The organism is Gymnodinialimonas sp., from assembly GCF_059726805.1.
On sequence record NZ_AP041059.1, the window covers coordinates 2,404,249 to 2,424,950 of the forward strand.

Below are 20,702 nucleotides of genomic sequence, written 5' to 3' on the forward strand. Positions count from 1 at the left end.
GGTGTCAAATATTGCGGACATAGCGGCACGAGACCCAGAATTCATTTTGAAAGATGTTGGGGTTCACGGCCGAGGATTGCCGCAGGAACATCGCCGCGTATTTTGAGGTAGCGGACCAATAGGCGCCGAGGTCGCCGTAGCCGCTGGACCCTGACGCGGCATGATGCCCCGACAGCGTCGCATTGAACCCGGTGGAGCCGCCGGTTTGCAGCGCCGTGAACGCATCCTCCCCCTCGGGCACTTCGGCGATCAACCGTTCCCAATCGGCCTTCGTGGGCAAGCGCCACCCCTCGGGCGCGGTGTCGGCGCTGGAGGCCGCGTCCCACGAATACAGCATCGTGCCCGCCTTCTGCCCCTTGGTGCTGCCGTCGACCGGAAGCGTGTAATCCTCGGTCATCCAGAAGGTGTCGCCGAACTGCTTGATCGGATAGACGGTGCCCGCCTTGTCGGTGACGAACATCGCCTCGGCAAAGGTGGCGAACTGCAAGGCATTCAGGAACCCGCCGTTGCCGTCGAAGGCTTGCAGGCTGATGATATAGGCCGTGTTGCGCGCGACCGACGGCACAGAGAATGTCGTGGTGTCATTGGCGATCGGCTCGGGCACGGCATAGTCTTTTTTGTAGGGCAATTGCCCCGGGATATTGGTGATCGCCATGACCGAGGCGACGTCAAACATGGTCCAGCGCACGTCAATATCGAACGGTTTATGGGGATCTGTCACCTGAACCACCGGGTTGATCCCGCTGAACGCCAAAAGGCCGCGCGTCGGCGGTGGATCCTGTTTGGAGATATCGAGCACAAACAGATGATCGGCGTAATTCGTCGTGTCGTCCTTCTTGAAGCCCTTGAACTGCACATACATCTGCGTGTGGCCGATGGGCGTGAAGGCGATGATATCGCTGAAGGAAAACGACACGTTGGCCTGGGCGGCGGTGCCCAGAACCACCGGGTTGCCGGGAAAAAGGCTCCAGACAGGTTGCGGCATCCCGCCCGCGCCCTGGGGGTTGTTGACGCTCCAACTCAGCGGGGCGACGCTGGTCTCGCCGGTGATGTTCCAGGCAGACCCCAGGGGGTGCTGATGCTCTCCCTCGGCGGCGGGCGCAAGCGCGCCTGCGGTGGTGCCATAGACGAAACTGACGCTCACCTCGCCCTGGGGTTGCTGCTTGGTGCCGCTGTAAAGCGGCTTGGGCCCGACGTTCTTGAAGTTAAGGCTCAGAGTGTTCTTCAACGGATCGCCCGGGCGCGAGCGGTAGACCGATCCGCGATTGTCCAACGAGATCTGCAGGACCTGCGACAGATCGGCATCGCCGGGCTGGGGCTTGGCATTCAGGATCAGCGGCGCGAATGCCGAGGATGGCACGTCATTGCCAAAGTCCGCCAGCAGAAGCGTCACCCGGAACATGCCCGGTTTGGCCGACGAGGTCAGCGCGTCGATGCAGAACGTCAGCGTGTCATCCTTGGCCCAGATCTGGTCCTGGGTCGCGGTCAGCACCAGGCTTTTCGAGGTCGTGTCGTGCGAGAAATCCCACCCGGCCGCGTCGATGGTCGCGGCTTCCAATTGCGCAGGCGTGATGAACGTCGGCGGCAGGAAAAGGATCTTCAGTGTGGAGGCCGGCGCCCCGCTTTGGATCTTGATATCGGCGCCCGTCTTATTGCTCAGCACGACGTTCAGGCTGGCCGAGGTGTCCACCTGCATCTCGGGCTTGCGCAGCGCCGGGTTGCTGACCGTCATGGTGATGGCGGCGGTCATGATTTGGACCCCGATTTCTCGGGCGTGCGTGACAGTTTCAGCCAGCCGTCCTGCAAGGTTTGCGGCGTGTATCCATAGGTGGCCACATCGGTCCCGCCGCCGGGCGACAGCGGCTCGGTCGGTTGGTTATACATGACCCACGACCAGTCGAACCCGGCCTCTTCAGGCAGTGGCAGGGACAGGCCTTGCGCGGTGCGCAGCACCGGGTGGGTCGCGAAGGTGACGGCCAGATCGGCCATGGCGGCGGCGAATTGATCCGGCGGCACCGCGCGTTCCGTCACCGGCAGAATGCCCGTTGTCGCATGGACGGGCGCGCGCGGGTCGATCAGCATTGTCAGCGGTGTCGCCAGATCGTTGAGCGTCAATTGCACGGTATTGGCCTGGGGCCGCACCACGCCGTGGGTGCCCGTGGCCTTGGCGAAGGCGGAATAGACGATCGTATAGGGCTGCTTGGCCTTTGCCTCCGGCAGGAAGGCCACTAGGCCGTCATCGATGCTTGCCAGATTGCCCATCCGCACCGGGAAGGTCACGGCACTGAGGTTGGCACTGGTGTTTGCCTCGCGCGTCTCATAATCGGTCCAGCCTTTCAACACGGCCTTCGACAGCGCCGACGCCTCAGACGTATAGGCCTGGCTGACCGGCAGGATGCCGCCAAGGGTGCTGAGCCCCAGTTTGGCGCGCACAAGCGCCAGCGGCCGCCCGATCAGCACCGAGAGCGAGACAGAGTCGTTGCGCAGCGCCGGGTTGATGAATTGATCCGAGGCCTCGATGGCATGCATCAGGTCGTAAAGGCCCGTGGCACTTTGCCCGTTCACATAATGCATGAACTCCGCCAGATGCGGGTTGGTGCCGTTGGCGGGATCGCCAAGCGGGCCGATGTCGACATCCAGCACGCTGCCTGGATTGGCCGTGTTGCCGGGCCGCGTGCGGTAGCGGATCTTGTCATTCTCCACCCCGAACGAGCCGATGGGGCTGCTGTCGCCATCATAGAACATCAGCGATACATCCAGATGGTTCGGCACCACCCAACCGCAGATCGGAGAGGTCGCGGGGTGGTCGTTCATCATGATGAAATCGCCGTCGACGGCCTTGATCTTGCCGTCGAACCTGGCCGACAGCCAATCAAAATCCAGCCGCGCGGGCGCCAGAGAGCGCGGCGGCAGGAAGATCCGCTCGGCATTTTTCGTGTCGGCCTCGGGCGGCATCAGGCTGAAGGCGCGCGTCGTCTCCATCGCGCCAGATGCGGTCTTTCCGGCGTCCAGCTCCATGATCTGGCCGAAGACATCGACAATCGTCAGGGTGCTGACGTCCATAAAGCCCGAGCGCAGCGGGCCGAAGTTGTATTGCGCCAAGGGCCCGGTCGAGATCGGGGACAGATCGTTGAAGCCCACGTCGTACCATGACGGCACCGGCGGCGCGGGCTTGGCGGCATCGGCGACCTTGGGCGTGGTGGTATCGACGAAGGGAAAGATCAGGTTCTCGACCTCGATCTGCGGGATCGGGGCGCGCAGGGTTTGGGCCTGGGACAAGCCGCTGAGCGATTGCGACAGGATGCGTCGCTTTAAAAGACCCTCGCGGGCGCGCTTCAGGTCTTTGTCGGCATCGCCATCGTTCGGGAAATCCTTCAGGTAGGCGCCAATCTGCTCGGACAGGCCCTTCATCGGGCGCCGGTTCAGCAGTGCGGCCCCGGAATAGGTGAGCGTGTTGTCGGGGTTCGTCAGACCGGGCAGCGGCGCTCCGTTCTCGACCGGGTAGACGTAGTCCACGGCGTCGTCGTCCAGCTCAAACCGCCGCTCGATGGCGTCGGGCAGGTAATCCTTGCCGGGGTTGGGCCCGAGGCCGCGCTCCAATGGGGAAAGCTCCGCCTCCCACAGCAGCCAAACCGGCAGAAACGGGTCGACGCGGCTTTTGCTGAACGCGGGCATTGCCGTCTGCTTGGTCCAACCGACCGGGTCCGGGGCCCAGGCCGTGGCATCGTTGGCGAAGGTGACCGAGAGGTCGAGGGGCGTCGTGACGGCCTCCACCGGGTTCGGCTTGGGGTCCGCGCCTTCGGCATGGACCGCCTGGAACAGGCCACTGGCGGGCGCGCCGACCTGCGGGCTTTGACCGCCCTGGGTCAGGCGCAGCGCCTCGACAAAGGCCGTCGGGCTTTCCATGGCGGGATTATCCGCGCCGCCTTGCGCCGCAAGCGCTGCCTGCACGCAGGGCGCAAAAAGCGGCATCAGCACGCCCGCCTCTGCCACCAGCGCGGCAGCCGTCGCCGCATGGGGCCAGGCGCTTGGAACCGTCGCCAGCCCCGCCAGGTCGCCCGCCGCGACCTCAAAGCTCTTGCCGTTCGAGGTCAGCGACAGCTTCCCGATCACCTCCGCCGTGGTGCGCACGTCGATGTCGTGGGTGGCGCCGTTGCGGCGCACGGGCTCGATCCGGTCTCCTTCTATGGCCAGCACCGGATCGGTGGGGTGCCAGAACGGCTGTGCGTTGGAGGCTTCCAATTGCCAGTGATGCTTGTGCGCCTTCAGCGCCGCGTCCACCGAGTTGTAGGCCGCCACCAAAGCGCCCGCCGCCGTCGTCGCGTCCGAGGATGTCGAAACGCCGGTAATCGCCCCGGACTGCGGATCACGGACGTAGCTGATCACGCCCGCCTCTGCATGGGCCTGCATCACGAACCCCAACTCACCGGAAGAGCGCGAGCCGATGAACTGCTGCAAATCCTGAATGGTGACGTAGGGCGTGGGGCTTTGGGGGTCCACATTCAAGCGGGTGAATTGTTTAACGTAGGTGACCCAGTCCATGAATAGTTGGCGGCGCAACTCGTCCAGGCGCGCTTGGGCGCGGTCATAGGTTTGTTGTGCGACGTTGAGAATGTGCAACTGCTCGGCCAGGGGCAAGGGCAGGGTGACCTCGCTTCCCGCCTGGGGCGGCGCGCCTGCGGGTTGGGCCGGATCGGGCAGTTGCGAGACCGCCCAAAGCTGCCCACCCGAGCGCGAGCCAAAGGACTTGGAATGCACGGTTTCCGCCAGGACCGACAGCTGGCTGCCCTTGGTGGCTTCAATATCGCGCAGGATGCCCAGTTGCAGCGCGTCGAGCAGGAATTCGTAGCTTTCCAGCACGCCCGTCCCACCTGCTGGCGGCAGGTCACTGCTGATCAGGGCCGACATCGATTCCGCCGTGGTATTGCCCACCGCGACCTTGACGGCGTCGGTCCAAAAAGCCTCGCCGGTGGGGGAGGCCAGAAACGGTGTGTCTTGCAGGGGCTTTTCCTGGTTCCAGGCGATCTCTTGCGTCAAGCCCGCCACAAGCGTGGCCTCTGGCGCGGTCAAAGTGTCCAACTTGCCGTCAGAGTCGTTCAGCGTGTAGCTGACGGCGTCGGGTTTGAAGATCCATCCGAACTGGCGCTGCGCCATGTCCAGGAACACGTCGGTCGGCGTGCGTTTGATCGGGGTCTTCTCGGCAATGGTCTGGTCGACATAGTCATCGTATTGGGTGCGCACGGCGTCCGCGAAAGACGCCAGCGGATCGGTCGCCGCGTCGCTGAGCGCGCCAAACACCTGATAAGAGGCAGTGAATTCGGCCGGCAGATTGCCATTGATGGCTTTTGACAGCTCGGGCAGGTCGTAAAAATTGTCCCAGAAGCCAAACACCGTGCGGCAATCGGGGTAGTAGGACGCGAAGGCAGGGCCCACGAAACCGATGGAATTGAGGAAGTAATTGCCGCCCTGCGGGTTTTTGAAATGGGTCAGGTAGTTGGCGGGTTCGTCTTTGCTGGGATCCCACCCCTCGGCCTCCAACACGCGGCCCATGTACATGAAAGGCGGGTCATTAGCGCCCGCCTTCAGAGGCACAGAGATCTGGCGGCGCAAGGATTTGTCAGGGCCCTCTGCGGGCTCTACCGAGACGTAATCGCTTTCCACCACCCAGGCCTTGGATTGAACCGGGGTTGCCGCGCCTTTGACCGAGATCGAGCGGACCACCAGCCAGCGGTTCGGGGCATGGGGGAAGTGGATGCTGCCGTCAGGCCGCTGCGCGCCGCGTTTGAACGCGTCCGGCAGTTCCCAATGCAGGTGAATGCCTGCCTCCAGGGCCGAGACGGCGCGGTTGGTGGCCAGCGGGCGATTGATCGCATCGCCGGTGCTGGCGCGGGTGTCATTGGGGGTGAATTCATAGGGCAGCTTGTCGAAGGCCGCCGTCAAACCTTTGAATTTCAACGTAACGTTGCTGTGGTCGACGTTGCTGACCCTCAGGGCCACGACGTTGAGGGGGACAATGGCAGTCATGATACGTCCCGATTGATGAAGGTGACTTTGCCGACGCCCTGCGTCATCTCGAACCCCATTTCGGCGGAATTGACGGGCGGGCGATCGTTGGCGGTGCCGACGATCTTGGCCATCTCCGTCATCTTCATCACCCGGGGGGAGGCTGTGCGGAAGGTGCCGCCGATTTGCACCGGTTCCTTGGGTTGGTCCGAGCACCAGACGATCTCTCCGCCTGGTTTGATTTCGAACCGGCGCAGGAACTTGGTGGCGACAGGCTGCGCGCCGGGGACCTGGGAATAGGTGTCGATCCCGTAGTGCAGCGCCTCGGGCGCTTCGTGGATATCGACGTGGAACGCCTCCCCCTCCACCAGACACAGGATGGTGTCAGAGGTCTCTCCCAACCGGTCGAGGCGGCGCACGGGCAGCAGGATCGGTTGCTTGTCGGTGGGCGTGTGGCCCTTGGGATAGACGTTGACGCCCAGGCCCGGGTAATCCGTGACGAGGCGCGAGCGCATGATGAACCCGTTCCAGATCGGCGGGGCGGCCTGCGCCTTCATCGGGGCGAGGGTGGCCGCGCGACGGGGGCGCAAGGGCGCCAGATCCTGGCTTTGCCCCAGGACATCGCCCAGAACCGCCGCATCAAGGGTGGTGCTGGCCGAGGCTTCTGCCGTCAGGTTGCGCCCCAGGCTGAATGCCCCGTCGATCAGCGCTTTGACCCAAGCGCCGTCGAGGCGGAAGAACCGGATCGACTCGGGCGGCAACATCCCCTCATCGGGCACCAGATAGTGGAAGGGCACGCCCACCAGCGTGTGCAAGCGCCCCAGCCATTTCGCCACATCCTGGGGCAATTCTGCGGTGCCGAGGGCGTCTTGAACCGTGGCAGGCGCGCTGAAGGCCCGCGCGATCTCGGTGCCGAGCTTGGTGTTGGCGGTCGTGATCATGGCGTATCCCCCCGGCCTGCATCGTCTTGGCCTGTATCTTCCTGACCTGTATCTTCCTGGCCCGCATCCCCGGGCCCTCTTGCGCTTTCGGCTTCTTGGACAAACCCCATTGCCCGGCCCAGAAGGGACGTCGGCTTGCCGTCTGCGGACATGGTGCCCAACTGACCGGCGCCGATGGCACCGAAGAGATCGTCAATCAGGCCGCGCTCGACCTCATTGACGACCTTCGCCGACAGCCCGCGCTTCCATTGGTAGAGCGAGGTGGAAAACGTCGTGTCCTGCAGGGCTGCCAGCCGCCCGATGGTCCAGGCCGCGCCTAGCGACACGTCCAGCATCCCCATCGTCGGGTCAAACACCGTCAGATTGTCCGCCGAGGGCACGGGGGTTTGCAGCTCCGACGCGGGCACTTTGGCGGGCGACAGGGGCCCGCGATACCACGACACCGTGTTGCCGCCGCCGCGCAGGTCGTGGTTCATCGGCACATACCCCAACGCCAGCGCGTCTTTCACGGGGCCCTCGGCATCGGGCAGGTCCAGCCTCAGGTTCGTATTGGGCGCATCGCCCGTCCCGTCGCCACGGCCATTGAGCGCCATCAGACGGTCCACAAAGCCCGCCGTCGTCCCGGTGGCGAAAAAGCTCCAGGAGGCCAGTACCGCCAGGCGGATGGATTTGGTCATGTTCACATTACTGCCCGCAGGCGCGGTGCCGTCTTCATCCCCGGGCAGGAAGTCCGATAGCCCCTCTAGTGAGACCAGGACGGCGTGGGATTGCTGCATGCTTTGGGGCAGGCGGGTGCCGATGACGATGGAGAAGGACCCGATGGGATTGTCCGGCGCCGCCGTGCCCGAGGGGATCGGCTTATTCTCCACGCTGACCTCGCGCACATGGGCGGTCAGTTTCAGGTCGTCGAGCGTCGGGGCGACGGGCACGAACAGCGAAAGCGGCACGTCGACGTAGTGGATCGCATCGTCGAGGCTTTCGCCAATCTCCAGCCCGTCGGTGTTCGTGACCCCAAAGAAGTAGGAGTAATTGTCGCCCAAGGTGCTTTTGCCGTCGCCGGGCCCGAGGGCCGCGGGCGGGAACAGATCGCGCAATGTGCCGGTTTGGGTGGTCAGGGTCAGCCCATCGTGGGCCTGGGCGTCGTCTTCATCGAACACCAGAACCGCCAACCACGTGGCGCGGTCCTGATCCACGGGCACGTCCATCTCGGCCACGGGCCCGGTGGATTGCGGTGAGCGGGTCCAGGGGAAGGCGGGGTTCGACAGGACCGCATGGGCGAAGACGCCGCTGTATTCACCGCTGGCGTTGTTGGCGGGGAACACGCTGTTGAGCGTGCCCGGCCCGTTGGACAGGGCAAACCGGTCGCCTTGCACGGCGAAGGTGTAGGTATTCTCGATCTCGCCATCATCGATGCGGGTGTCGGTGTCCTTGTCATCGTTGCGGGCGGCGGCGCCCTGCTTGGGTTTGCCGGGATCCGCCTCTTTCATCAGCTTCTGTGAGACGTGAAGCTCGAACGTGCCGTCCTCCAGCCCCGGCAGCTTGTGTTGGATGAACGTCACGAATTCATCGGCGATGGAGGGATCCGTTTTCAGTTTGGGAGAGGTCTTGGCAGGTGCGCTCATGCGGCTTCTCCCAGTTTGGCGACCTTGGGCCAGGCCGTTAGCACGGTCTGTGTCGCCTCAGTGTCGATGTTGATGCCCGCGGGCTTTGTGGTCTGGAAGCCGAGCGCGCTGAGCTGGTCCAACACGCTGTCGCGCTGCGCGGTCACCCAAGGATCCGCCAGCGCGGTCAGGACCATGCCGTCGTTTTGCAGGCTCTGCTCGGCCGCGCCTGTTACGGTGATTTCCTGCACGGTGCCGGTGATCTTGCTGGCGACATTGTAGCGGTCATCTATCACGCGGTCCTGGTAGCCATAGCCCGTCTCGTGGCCCGGCCCGTAGATCAGTGCCAGCATGGAAATCGCGGCGATCTGGGCGGGGTTGCGGGGCACCGGTGTCAGGCGCAGGCCGGTCAGCGTCGCCTCGATCAGGCGCGGCGCATTGGGGTCCTTGTCTTTGGTCTGCTCAGCCCAAAGCGCGGTGTTGGACGGGGTCAGAAGCGGCTCCACCGAGACTTCGGCGAAATAGGTTTTGAAGTTGCCCGCCCGGTCGGCCTTGCGGAAGGCGATCTGGTGATAGGAGTCCACCGGGCCGTCGTCCATCGGGCCGATGTGCAGGACATCCGCCCAAACCTTGCCGTCGCCCGCGGTCTTGACGTCCTTGGGCAGGCTCAGGTGCATGCCCTCGGGGATCAGCGATGTGATGGGCGCGGGCGCAGCGGTGGCAAGGGCCACAGCCTCGGGCATCGGCAGAAGCGGCGGCGAAGGCTCGGTGCGGTCGTAGTCGGCGGTGACATTGGGCAGCTCCAGCGCCTCGGTCGCGTCCACGGCCCAAGTGACATGATTGGCGGGGATCGTGGAACTGGTGACGATGCTGAAGCGGTCGGGATCGATGATCCAGTTCACCTGACCCGGCGCGTCGCCCTGGCCTTCGCGCAGCAATCCATTCTCCACAGAAGCCTTGATGATGTTGCTTCCCTCGGCGGGTGGCGCACCGGCCTGGGCGCGCGCTTGCGTGGCGAACATGCGCGGCACCGGCGCCTTGTTGGTATCGCCCGAGGCGGGCAGGAAACTGTCGCGGAACGTCGTCCACCCCACCGGCGGCGGGCCAGAGCGTTCGGCGCCGAAGGCGATGGTGAACGAGAATATGTCCAAATCAACGAGCGCCGTGCCGCCAAAATCGGGGCCAAAGATCTCCAGATCCGCGCCGATCTGGATCGAGATCGTGAAAAGTCCCAGATCAATCGAGCAGCCCACATAGATGAAGGCCCGCGCGTCATAGTAGAACGGCGCCCAGGCGATCAGGAAGTCCACGCCCGCGTCAAACCAGGCCTTGATCGGCCCCAATTCGAACGTGGCGGTCAACCGGATGCCCGCCATCAGCGCACCCGGTGTCAGGGCGAAATAGGCCTGGCCCACAACCTTGAGCGGCCCCAGCGCGAAGGCGATCTGCAGGCGCGGGACGACGGGGTAGTTGTCGGGCTTGATGTAGGCCGGGCTATAGCCCCCCAGCGTAACCACGAAATCCCCGCCATGGGGGCCTGAGAACCAGGCGAAAAACGCAAATCCGCCCGAAAGCTTCACGAAGCCGCCAAAAAGGTTCGACGCCGGGTTCAATTGGCCCTGGACCGCCAGAAGGCCCGTGGAAGGCGTGAAAGAGGCGATCAGGTCGATCTGGATGAAGGCGATGGGTGACTTTTCGCCCGTCCCGGTGGGGAAGGTCATCGTGCAGGTGCCGACGATGCCAATCTCGGTCTCGACCCCGAAGGAGACAGTGATCACGGCTTGGGCCTGCACCATCTCGAACGAGGTGAAAGAGATCCCCGCCGCGATCCAATATTGCCCCTTTTCGGGCTTGATCCGGCTGCCCAAGGCGGCGACGGCATTGGCGATGGTTTGCGCCGGTGTGCCCACGGCGGGCGGGTTGGACGTTGGCAGAAGCGGGAAGGACGCGACATCGTCAATCGTTGGCAGGCTGAGGGCCGAGTTGATCCCGAAGCCGCCCGCCACGCCGGTGACAAACAGAAACGGCGGGCCGCCCAGGGGCGCGTTGACCGAGAGGTAGATGAAGAAGCTACCGGTCTTGGGGGTCCAGCCGCCCACGGCCTTGAGCCCGAATTTGGAGACCTTGACGATCAACTGCCCGTAGAACGAGGTGACCTCGTCGCCGTCGACCTCTTCGGTGACGCGCAGGAAGCTGCCGCCGATGTTCACGGGTGGGCGGTTGAAGTCGACCGACAGACCGGTGAGGCCGAAGACCGGCTTGAATTCACTCAGCGGCGAGCCGATGGTCAGGCCCGTCACCGCAAAGGCCATCGGCCCCACGGCCAGCGAGGCATCCAGCGCAAACTCCAGAACGTTGTTCTGATAGCCCACGCCCACCCGCTGGAGCGAGAAGACCTTGATCTGCTTGTTCACATCGACCCATTTGATCGGATCCGAGGCACTGGCGGGCGCGCTACTGCTTGCGGCGAGCGTGCCTTCGATCGCTACGTCCTCAGGCTCTTTCTTCTTCGGCGGTTTAACCCCGAACTCCAGATGCTTCTTGAACGACCCCGCCACCACGTCGGTCGAGATGGCGATCCCCTTGCCGGTGCCGTCCTTGGGCAGATCCGTGACGCCCTTGGGCAGCACGGCGTTCACGACCTTCACCTGTTTGTCGGTGAAGGCGGCCGAGGTGTAGAGCATCTGCAGGCTTTCGAGCCCAATCGTCTCATCCTCGGGCAGCATGTGGCCGATCACCGGAATGTCGCGCAGGGGAATGCCCGTCTCCCCCAATCGGACGCCGAAGGCCCAGGCGGTGTCTTTTTGCTTGAGGAAGACGAATTTGACCTCCTGCACGGTGAACGTGATCCCCTCCGGGATATCCGCAGCAGCCGCGGGCGCGACGGTCTTGACCATGCTGGCCAAGGTGGTGGATTTGGCCTTGTTCAGGAAATCCGCCACGAAGATGTTGGGGCCATCCGTCTCGGTCGAGAAGGTGAGGTCAAACTGCAATTCGCCAAATTTGACCTGGCCGCCGAACTTGGCCTTGAAGCCCTTCTTGCCGACGTAGACGTCCTCTCGCAGGCCCGGTTCGTCGTCTTCTTCCGTCCGCTCCACATCGATGGAGAAGGTCATTTCGACCTCGGTCTCTTCGACCTCGAACTTGCCCTCACACTCGAAGCCGAAGGTCTTGGTGCCGGTCTGATACTGCACTGTCAGCTTGTCGAGCTTGAGGCTGCGCAACGGCTCGGGCACTTCGTTGATGTCCCATTTTCCCAGGCTCTTGATCACGTCTTCCATGACGATCGGCTTGTCCGGCAGGGTGCCGCCCAGGAACGTCCAGCCCTTCTTGGCGCCCTCGTACTTGGCGGACAGTTGAAGCGTGATCGCCTCGGCCAGCAGGAAGATGGCCTGAAATTCGCCGGTGATTTCCTTGTCGCCGTCCTTGGGGTTGGCGTAATCCACGCCCAGTTTGATCTGTTGCAGTTGCACCGGGCCCTCGGTCCAGATGCCGGTGACGTCGATCTTGAAGCTGTAGGTCGCCTTCTTCGGCGCGGCAGAGAACTCGGCGGTCTTGATGGTCAGCGAGGGCGGCACTGCGTCCGTCGGCAGATCCGCCGCTTCCAGCATATCGACGACTTTAACCGCCTCTTCATCCGCCAGATTGCCCGCGAGCGTGAGGGCCGGATAGGACAGCTTCAGATCCAGCTTCAGGCCCAGGATCGTCAGCACGCTGAGGATTTCCAGGTCGGTGACTTTAGGGGTCTTCGGCTCAAACGTCAGCGTGGCTTTGGACAGCGCGATGTCGAAAAGATTTGGGTTCAGGCCGAGCCGTCCGAACCCTTCGGTCGTCTGATGGCCCAGGTCGCCGCCTGCCACGACCCAATTGGCAAACTCGACGATGCCGGGGAAGGTATCGCCCTCGGCAGGCTGCACGACGGCCTTCAACTCGGGCGCCTTCTCAATGCCGACCACCAGATCCACCCCAACGGTGGCAACCATCCCGTGACCGGTCACGGTGACCAGCCATTTCTCGGGCGTGATCGCGACGGCCAGATCGATGCCGTTGAAGGCGATGACATCCTTGATCAGCAGCCAGGACCCGCCGCCGGCGGTCAGGTTGAAATGGTAGTCCGAGGCGTCCTTGCCCGCGGTGAACGTGACCCCGAAATCGCTCGGGTCGACGCTTACGATCTGCGAGAAGAGGTCCAGCTTGGGCGGGATCGTGAAGGGCAGGCTGTTGCCGGTGCCCAGGACCACTAATTGCGTCGGCGTCACCCCGTTCAACGGCCCATCGAGCGCCACGGACCAGGCCCCGGACGCCGCGGGTGTCAGCTTGACCGCGGCCACCGCGCCCTTGGCTACTTCCATGCCGCCGCCAAGAACCACATTGGCCGCACTATCGGTCACCGTGAGGGTTGCCGAGGCAAGCGTCACCGTCGCCTGGCCCAGGCCTCGCACGGGCCAGACATCTGTTGACGTGGCCTCAACCGTCAGCTTTTGGCCCGCCAGCGTAATGCCCGCGCCGGTGAGTGTCAGCGTGATCGCCTTGCCCGGCATCGCGCCAAGCAGATCCTGGAGGTTTTTGGGAAGATTGGCATCGGAGTTTTCGAGTTTGAAAGAGGCGCCAAGCCCTTTCAGATACTTTTCCAATGCCTGAAGATCCATCAGAAACCTCCCAAAAGATATTGCGAGAAAGCAACACTATTCATCCAGCAAACCGCTGAATTACAAACGAAATTAAAAAGAAGCACTTGGTTAACAGGTGATCACAGGATCGGGATTCGAGCAAGCTTGGTCTGCGTTTGAAGGGCGTGAAATCATAACGTTCGGCAGCATTTCGGGAAATCAGGCGGCAGCGCGTGGAATTGCCGGGGATATAGCGACGGTCTTTTTGAGTGCAATCCGGCGAATGAAAGCGGAGAGAAACGCAGCAGCCCGTCGCGCAATTGCTCTATGCCAAGGAAAGTAGCCCCACCACGCGCGCCCTTCGTTTCTGGGTTTCCTAGGGTCATGCACTTGGATACATCCGGGGGCATCACCTCGGAACCGCCATGACCCGCCTCCCGACCAGCCCCATAAAGCAGCGCGGCCTGACCCTTGGTCTGGCGGTCATCGGCACGGCCCTGTTCTGGTCGACCGGCCTGCCACTGCCGTTTCTTTTCGGCCCCATGCTCGCCTGCCTGATCGCCGCATTGGTGGGCCTTCCCCTGAAGGGCATGGGACAGGTCTCCGTCGCGGCGCGCACGATCCTGGGCGTTGCCGTGGGTGCCTCGATCACGCCCGATCTCATGGGGCGGCTGCCGCAACTGGCGTACTCAGTAGCGCTGATCCCGGTCTACGTGATGATCATTGGGCTGATCGGCGTGCCGTTCTTTCGCAAGGTCTACAAGTTCGACTGGGCCACAAGCTGGTACGCCGCGATGCCCGGGGGGCTGCAGGATATGGTGATTTTCGGCACCGAGGCGGGCGGCGATCCGCGCGCGCTGTCGTTGATCCATGCCACCCGTGTGTTGATTTTCGTGTCGCTGGCACCGCTGATCCTGACGCTTGGATTTGGGGTCTCGCTCGACAATCCCATCGGCGTGCCCGCCGCCACGCTGCCCATGCACGAGTTGGGGCTGATGGTGCTGGCCGCCTGGGTCGGCTGGAAGGGCGGCGAGCGGATTGGCTTGTTCGGGGCCTCCATTCTGGGGCCGCTGATCGTCACCGCGATCCTGTCGCTGTCGGGCCTGATCCACGTGCGCCCGCCGTCCGAGGCGATCTTGCTGGCGCAATTCATGATCGGGATCGCCATCGGCGTGGGGTATGTCGGGGTAACGCTTTACGAGTTGCGCCGCGATGTGACCTCGGCCGTGTTCTTCGTGCTGTTGCTGGCAGTGCTCGCGGCGGGGTTCACCGAGGTCGCCTACGCCCTGGGCCTTGCGCCGCCGGTGGAGGCGTTTCTGGCCTTCGCCCCGGCGGGACAGGCGGAAATGACCGTGTTGGCGATTGTGGCGGGCGCAGACCTGGGCTTTGTCATCGTCCATCACCTGGCAAGGATCGTGGTCGTCATCATTGGCGCGCCCATCGCGGCGCGGCTGTTTCGGATCACCGACCGCATGGCGTCCGACAAGGATGATCCCCCCTGAGCGTCAGGTGCCCGGGGTGCGCTCGGCCCATCCCGCGAAGATGCGCTCCAGGAAAACGATGAAGTAAAACAACACGATACCAAGGGCCGCCATGGCGAATAGCACCGCAAACATCAGCGGGTAGTCGGCGCTGATCCGGCCGCTGTCAAAGAGGTCGCCGAGGCCGCGACCGTGGGGTGAGACGATCTCCATCAGGTTGGTGCCGATGAAGGCCAGCGTCACGGCGACTTTGAGCGCGCCGAAGAATTCCGGCAGGGTCTTGGGCAGGGCGATTTTCCAGAAAATCGTGAAGTTTGAGGCCCCCAGGGACCGCAGGATGTCGCGGTACTCGGGCTCTAACGTCGAGAGGCCGATGGAGACAGAGACGGCGATGGGGAAGAAGCTGATCATGAAGGCGATCAGGATGGTGTTGAAGTCATGCTGGCCCACGAACATCAGCGCGACGATGGGTACGACGGTGGCCTTGGGGATGGCGTTGAAGCCCACGAGGATGGGGTAGAGGCCTTCGCGCGCGAACCGCGAGAAGCCCATGATCATGCCGATGAGCGTGCCGACCACGACAGCAAGGCCCAGGCCCACGACCGTGCGCCAGAGCGTTTCCCATGATTTTATCAGGAACAGGTCCCAAAAGCGGATGTAGCGCGGCACCAGATCGGACGGGCTTGCCATCCGGAAATCGGGTAAGTCGTTGTACCAGACGGCAAATTCCCAGGCGCCCAGGATGCCGACGATAAAAAGGATCGGGGCCACGATCTTGCGGGTCGTGTCGTTCATTGAGCCGCCTCCGTGGGCGCAGGGTGGCCGTCGAGCGGCGCATCGGCATCGACCGCGCGGCCCTGGGCGACCTGGATCTGGTGGCGCAGGACGGCCAGCATGTCGGCGGCCTTGGGCGTATAAAGGTCCTCCAGCGTGCGTTTGTGGCCGTCAAATTCGACGTCCAGCACGTATTGCGCATGGGCAGGTCTTCCCGATAAAACAATGACTTGGTCGGCCAGGAAGACGCTTTCGCGCAGGTCGTGGGTGATCAGCAGGCAGGTGAAAGGCTCTGCCTCGCGCAGGTCGTGCATGGTGCACCAGAGGTCTTCGCGGGTGAAGGCATCGAGCGCGCCGAAGGGCTCATCCAGGATCAAGACGTCAGGCTTGTGGATGATCGAGCGGCAGAGGGAGGCGCGTTGGCGCATACCGCCCGACAGCTCGGAAGGACGTTTGTTTTCAAAGCCTTGCAGGCCGACCAGTTCCAGCAGCTGCATCGCGCGTTCGCGCGCCTGGGCCTTGGACATCGGGCTTTTCACGATCTCGAACGGCAGCAGGACATTGTCCAGAATGGTCCGCCACTCCAGCAGAACAGGGTTCTGGAAGGCCATGCCGACCGTGGGGCGCGGCGAGGTAACCTTTTGATCATGCAACCAAACTTCGCCCTCATTGGGCTTCATCAGGCCCGAGACCAACCGCGTCAGGGTGGACTTGCCGCAGCCAGAGGGGCCGACCACGGCGCAGAACGTGTTTTCCGGGATCTGCAACGTCAGTGCGTCCAACACAGGCAGCGGTCCGGCCTTCGTCTTATAGGCATGAGAGACCGACTTCAGTTCGATCATGGGGCTGGCTGCGGTCATGGGCGGCTTTCCGGCAAACGGGGTTAAAGGCGGCGTAACGAAGGTAAACAGATGTTCGATTTGGGACAGGTTGTGGTTAACGGCATGGGCTGTGACTTCCGTACACAGCCTGTACACAACCCGTACACAGGCGAGCGCGCCCGACGGATCCTGATCGGATCGCCGGGCGCGCCAGGGTCTTCAGACGCCGCTCACTCCGGCGCGACCATCAGCACGTCACCCTCAGGAAGATAGGCGTCGGTGAAGTAGAGCGACGCGTCGGGTTCGGCCGTGAACTCATAGGTCAGGCGCAGCTGCTCGATCGCGCGGTCGAAACGATCCGCGTCGATGCCGCCCATGCCATTCTCGATCACGTAGGGCGTCAGGATATTGGCCTCCAACGCCAGTTCCAGCCGGCGCTGTTCCAGCTCGGCGTCGCCGGCGGGGTTGCGCCCGATGACGGCGGCAGCCCCTGCGGCGGGATCGGCAGCGGCAGCGGCCACGCCTTGGGCCACGGCGCCGAGGAAGGCGGTGACGACATCGGGGTTTTCAGCCGCAAAGTCGGTGTTGACGATGATGGCGTTGCCGTAAAGCTCCACGCCATGGTCGGCGAACATGATGGTGGTGATGTCATCTTCCGGGATGCCGAGGCGGGCCAGCGACAGGTAGGAGGAGAAGTTGAAGCCGGTCACAGAGTCCACCGCACCTTCGGCCAGCATCGGCTCGCGCGTGGGGAAGCCCACGGGCTCCACGGTGATGGTGGAGACGTCGATGCCGTTGACTTCGGCCAGGATCGGGAACTGCGCCCAGGCGCCATCGGGGGGCGGGGCACCGAGGATGGAACCTTCCAGATCGTCGATCCCAGAGATACCCTGCGACACACGGCCCACGATGGAGAACGGCGGGCTGTCATAGACCATCATCACAGCGGTCACGGGCGCGCCGGGGTTCTGGTCCAGGAACCGGATGAGGCTGTTGATGTCGGCGAACCCGATGGGGAACGCGCCCGAGGCCACCTTGGGCAGCGCGTCCAGCGAGCCCTGGCCTGCGGTCACTTCCACCGACAGATCGGCATCGGCAAAGTAGCCGTTGTCGATGGCGAGGAAATAGGGGGCGGAGGGGCCTTCGAAGCGCCAATCGAGCGCGAAGTTGATCTCGGTCTCGGCCGCGAGGGGCGTGGCGAGCATCACGGTGGCAGCCAGAGTGGGCAGCAAACGGGTGAACACGGGTAAAATCTCCTAGTTGGGCTGCCTGTGTTTACGGCAGCGATCAAGGATTGGGCCGCGGCGCCCGCAAGGGTCAATTGAGGGGCGCGATTAACAATCCACGGGCAGAGTATTTGCGGAATTATTGGGCGTCCAGCTTATTTATTGGGCGCGATCTGGGTGCGTTAACCGGTTGGGTCAGGCTTGCCCTGGGGGTCTGCGTAAAGCCCGTAGCGGCGCATTTTGTCGTTGAGCGTGCGGCGCGGCAGGCCCAGGGTCTCGGCGGCGCGCAGGGTGTTGCCCGCGTGGGCGTCGAGCATGGCAGAAATCTCGCGCGCCTCAAAATCCGCGACCCGCTCGGCCAGGGTGAGGGGGCCGGACGGCGCGGCCTCGGGGGTGGCGATGTCGTGCAGGCCCAGGGCATAGGCCTCGGCGCTGGTCTTGAGCTCGCGCACGTTGCCGGGCCAGGCGCGGCGCTTGAGTTTTTGGGCCATCGCCCAGGGCACCTCGGGGTCCGGGCGGCCATAGCGGCGCGCGGCGAGCTGTGCGTAATGGGCGAAGATCAGCGGGATATCCTCCCCCGCCTCGCGCAGGGTGGGCGTGGCGAGTTCGGTGCCCGCGAGGCGGAAGTAGAAATCCGGGCGGAAGCCGTCGAGCAGGCGCAGGTTGGTCTTGGAGGTGGCGATCACGCGGGCGTCAAAGGGGCGCGGCGTGGTCTCGCCCATCCGCTCAAAACTGCGTTCCTGCAGCACGCGCAAGAGCTTGGCCTGGATGGCGGGCGGCATGGTCTCGACCTCATCAAGCATCAGCGTGCCGCCCTGGGCCGCCTCCAGCTTGCCCGCGCGGCCCTCGGCGTCATGGGCGAAGACGCCCGCGCCGTGGCCAAAGAGGATCGTCTCGGCCATCGGTTCGGGCAGGGCGGCGCAGTTGAGGGCCACGAACGGACCGTCGCGGCGGGGGCTGGCGGCATGCAGCGCGCGGGCGCCCAGTTCCTTGCCGGTGCCCGTCTCGCCGGTGATCAGCACGTCAAGATCGACGGAGGCGAGCGCGGCGATGCGTTTGCGAAACGCGGCCATGGCGCGGGATTTGCCCAGGATGGAGACATCGGCGCGCTCGGCCAGGATCTTTTGCAGGCGCGCGACCTCGCGCCGGGCGGCTTGCGCATCCAGCGTGCGGCGCAGGACGGCCAGAAGATGGGCGGCGTCGTAGGGCTTTTCCAGGAAATCCTCAGCGCCTGCGCGGATCGCTTCCACCGCGTGGCCGACGTCGCCGTGACCCGTCAGGAGCACGACGGGCAGGGTCGTGCCCTGGGCGCGGAGGGCTTTGAGGAATGCGATGCCGTCCATCTGCGGCATGCGCAGGTCCGTGATGATGAGGTCGGGCGGGTCGGAAAGCGCGTCCAGCGCGTCGCGGGCGGCGGCGAAGGGCTGGACCGTGTAGCCCGAGGTTTCCACCAGATCGCAAAGGGCCGAGAGGTGATCGGCGTCGTCGTCCACGATGAAGATGCGGGCGGTCATGGGGCGGGGGCCTTCTGCGGGGCGAGGGGCAGGGTGACGGTGACTTCGGTGCCCTGGCCTTGGGTCGAGGCAATATCGAGCGATCCGTTGAAATCGGCAAGGATTGCCTTGCAGATCGCCAACCCAAGCCCCAGCCCTTCGCCGGAAAGCTTGGAGGAGGTGAAGGGCTCGCCGACGCCGGCCAGATCCGCCTCCGCGATGCCCACGCCGTTGTCGGTCACGATGAGGTGGGCGTGGGTGGCATCCGTGGTGAGGGAGATGCCGACCTGCGGCGCTGGCGTCTCGGCCACGGCGTCCAGCGCGTTGAGGAGCAGGTTGACGACGACCTGCTCCACCCGGATCGCCCCGGCCATGACGTTCACGGGCGCGCCTGGGGGCACGTAGTCCGGCGTCACGCCAAGGGCGCGCAGGCGCGGCGCGACGAGGTCGAGGGCGGAGGGGACGGAGGCGCGCACGTCGATCAGTGATAGTTCCGCCACGTCCTTGCGCGCGAAGCTTTTAAGGTGCTTGGTGGTGCGCTGCATCCGGCGGATCAGCCCGCGCGCTTTACCCAGGCGGGTCATCGTCGCGGTGTCGGCGTCATCGGCGCCGATCTCGGCGGCGGAGAGCGTGGCTTCCATGGCTGCCAGCGGTTGGCTGATCTCATGGACGATGGCGGCGGACATGCGGCCCAGGGCGGCCATCTTCTCGGTATGGACCAACGCCTGCTGCGCGGCGCGCAGGTCCACCTCGGCCTGGCGGCGGGCGTCGACCTCGCGGGCGAGATCGGCGGTGCGGGCGATGACCATGGATTCGAGCTGTTCGGACTGCGACAGGCGCAGGGCGATGATCTGGCGGCGCTGCTCGCGCGATTTCAGGGCGGCGGCAATGGCCAGGGTGGCCAGCGCCGCCAGCGCCGCCCACCCAAGCGCCACAAGCTGCATCCCCGCCGTGTCGCGCGCGGCGATCACCTGCCAGCCCGTCACCGGCATCGGCGCGATCCGGGCGATCCAGCCGGGGCCTGCGGCGTCTGCCCCTGCGATGTCTGAGACCAGTGGCGGAGCGGCGGCCAGATCGACGCCTTCATAGGCGCGGGTGGCTGCGATGTTGCTGAGCACCGCGTCTGAAAGGGGGGCGAGAGGATGGTATTGCCACGCGGGCCGCGCCGACAGGAACACCACGCCATCGGCATCGGCGAGCGCCACGTCGGCCTCTGCCGTGCGCCAGATCTCTTCCAGGGGGCGCAGGTCCAGCTTGACCACCAAAACGCCCTGAGTGTCGCCCATGTCCAGCCGGGTCGACAGGAAATAACCGGGCACGCCGGTGGTCACGCCGATGGCGTAGAACTGGCCCTGGCCCGTCTGCATCGCTTCCTGGAAGTAGGGGCGGAAAGCGTAGTTCTGGCCCACGAAACTGCCCGGCAGCGCATAGTTCGATGCGGCGATCGTATCGCCCTGCGCGTCGATCAGGAACAGATCATCGGCGCGGGCCTGAACGGCGATGGTTTGCAGGTAATCGTTGGCGGCCTGCAGCGGGCCGGTGCCTGCCAGCGCCTCACGCACCCGGACATCTTGCGCGGCGACCGCGGGGAGGGAGCGGAGGCGGTCAACCTCGGCCTCCACCGCGCGGGCAGTCAGAAGGAGCGTCTGATCAAGCTGCGTGCGCGCGGCGCTGAGCGCGAGGTTCTGGGCCACGACCCAGACCAGCGCCGCCGCAAGACCCGCGACAAGAAGCGGCCGGATCAGGGGCATG

At 64.4% G+C, this 20,702-nt stretch carries 11 protein-coding genes; 1 reads left to right on the plus strand and 10 read right to left on the minus strand.

Going from position 1 to position 20,702, the window contains the following annotated elements:
- Positions 1-4: 4 nt before the first annotated feature.
- From AC6I9R_RS11800 to AC6I9R_RS11820, 5 genes are read right to left on the minus strand one after another with little or no spacing between them, the layout of a single operon-like run.
- Positions 5-1,750, minus strand: a complete 1,746-nt coding sequence (locus AC6I9R_RS11800) for an FISUMP domain-containing protein (RefSeq protein WP_461425763.1) — start codon at positions 1,748-1,750, stop codon at positions 5-7.
- Entirely contained in the window at positions 1,747-6,024 is a 4,278-nt protein-coding gene (locus tag AC6I9R_RS11805; RefSeq protein ID WP_461425764.1) for a hypothetical protein, read from the minus strand. The genes AC6I9R_RS11800 and AC6I9R_RS11805 overlap by 4 nt, the downstream gene beginning before the upstream one ends.
- Positions 6,021-6,944, minus strand: coding sequence for a hypothetical protein (locus tag AC6I9R_RS11810; RefSeq protein WP_461425765.1), 924 nt, complete (start codon positions 6,942-6,944; stop codon positions 6,021-6,023). The genes AC6I9R_RS11805 and AC6I9R_RS11810 overlap by 4 nt, the downstream gene beginning before the upstream one ends.
- Entirely contained in the window at positions 6,941-8,566 is a 1,626-nt protein-coding gene (locus tag AC6I9R_RS11815) for a hypothetical protein (RefSeq protein WP_461425766.1), read from the minus strand. Before AC6I9R_RS11815 ends, AC6I9R_RS11810 begins: the two co-directional genes overlap by 4 nt.
- Positions 8,563-13,194 carry a DUF6603 domain-containing protein gene (locus tag AC6I9R_RS11820; protein WP_461425767.1) on the minus strand — a complete coding sequence of 1,544 codons (4,632 nt, stop codon included), beginning with the start codon at positions 13,192-13,194 and terminating at the stop codon, positions 8,563-8,565. Before AC6I9R_RS11820 ends, AC6I9R_RS11815 begins: the two co-directional genes overlap by 4 nt.
- Before the next feature lie 386 nt (positions 13,195-13,580).
- Here AC6I9R_RS11820 and AC6I9R_RS11825 point away from each other — a divergent pair, with 386 nt between their 5' ends.
- Positions 13,581-14,657: an AbrB family transcriptional regulator gene (locus AC6I9R_RS11825; RefSeq protein ID WP_461425768.1), complete on the plus strand. Its 1,077-nt coding sequence runs from the start codon at positions 13,581-13,583 to the stop codon at positions 14,655-14,657.
- 3 nt (positions 14,658-14,660) lie between these two features.
- On the opposite strand, the gene AC6I9R_RS11830 is transcribed toward AC6I9R_RS11825, so the two are convergent.
- The 5 genes from AC6I9R_RS11830 to AC6I9R_RS11850 form a co-directional block, all read right to left on the minus strand.
- Positions 14,661-15,431 (minus strand): ABC transporter permease, encoded by a 771-nt coding sequence (locus tag AC6I9R_RS11830; protein ID WP_461425769.1) that lies wholly within the window; start codon positions 15,429-15,431, stop codon positions 14,661-14,663.
- Positions 15,428-16,252: an ABC transporter ATP-binding protein gene (locus tag AC6I9R_RS11835; RefSeq protein WP_461425770.1), complete on the minus strand. Its 825-nt coding sequence runs from the start codon at positions 16,250-16,252 to the stop codon at positions 15,428-15,430. Before AC6I9R_RS11835 ends, AC6I9R_RS11830 begins: the two co-directional genes overlap by 4 nt.
- A gap of 209 nt (positions 16,253-16,461) precedes the next feature.
- Positions 16,462-17,475, minus strand: a complete 1,014-nt coding sequence (locus tag AC6I9R_RS11840; RefSeq protein WP_461425771.1) for an ABC transporter substrate-binding protein — start codon at positions 17,473-17,475, stop codon at positions 16,462-16,464.
- Between the two features lie 164 nt (positions 17,476-17,639).
- Positions 17,640-18,971 (minus strand): sigma-54-dependent transcriptional regulator, encoded by a 1,332-nt coding sequence (locus tag AC6I9R_RS11845; protein ID WP_461425772.1) that lies wholly within the window; start codon positions 18,969-18,971, stop codon positions 17,640-17,642.
- Positions 18,968-20,701, minus strand: coding sequence for a sensor histidine kinase (locus AC6I9R_RS11850; RefSeq protein ID WP_461425773.1), 1,734 nt, complete (start codon positions 20,699-20,701; stop codon positions 18,968-18,970). The genes AC6I9R_RS11845 and AC6I9R_RS11850 overlap by 4 nt, the downstream gene beginning before the upstream one ends.
- Position 20,702: the final 1 nt, after the last annotated feature.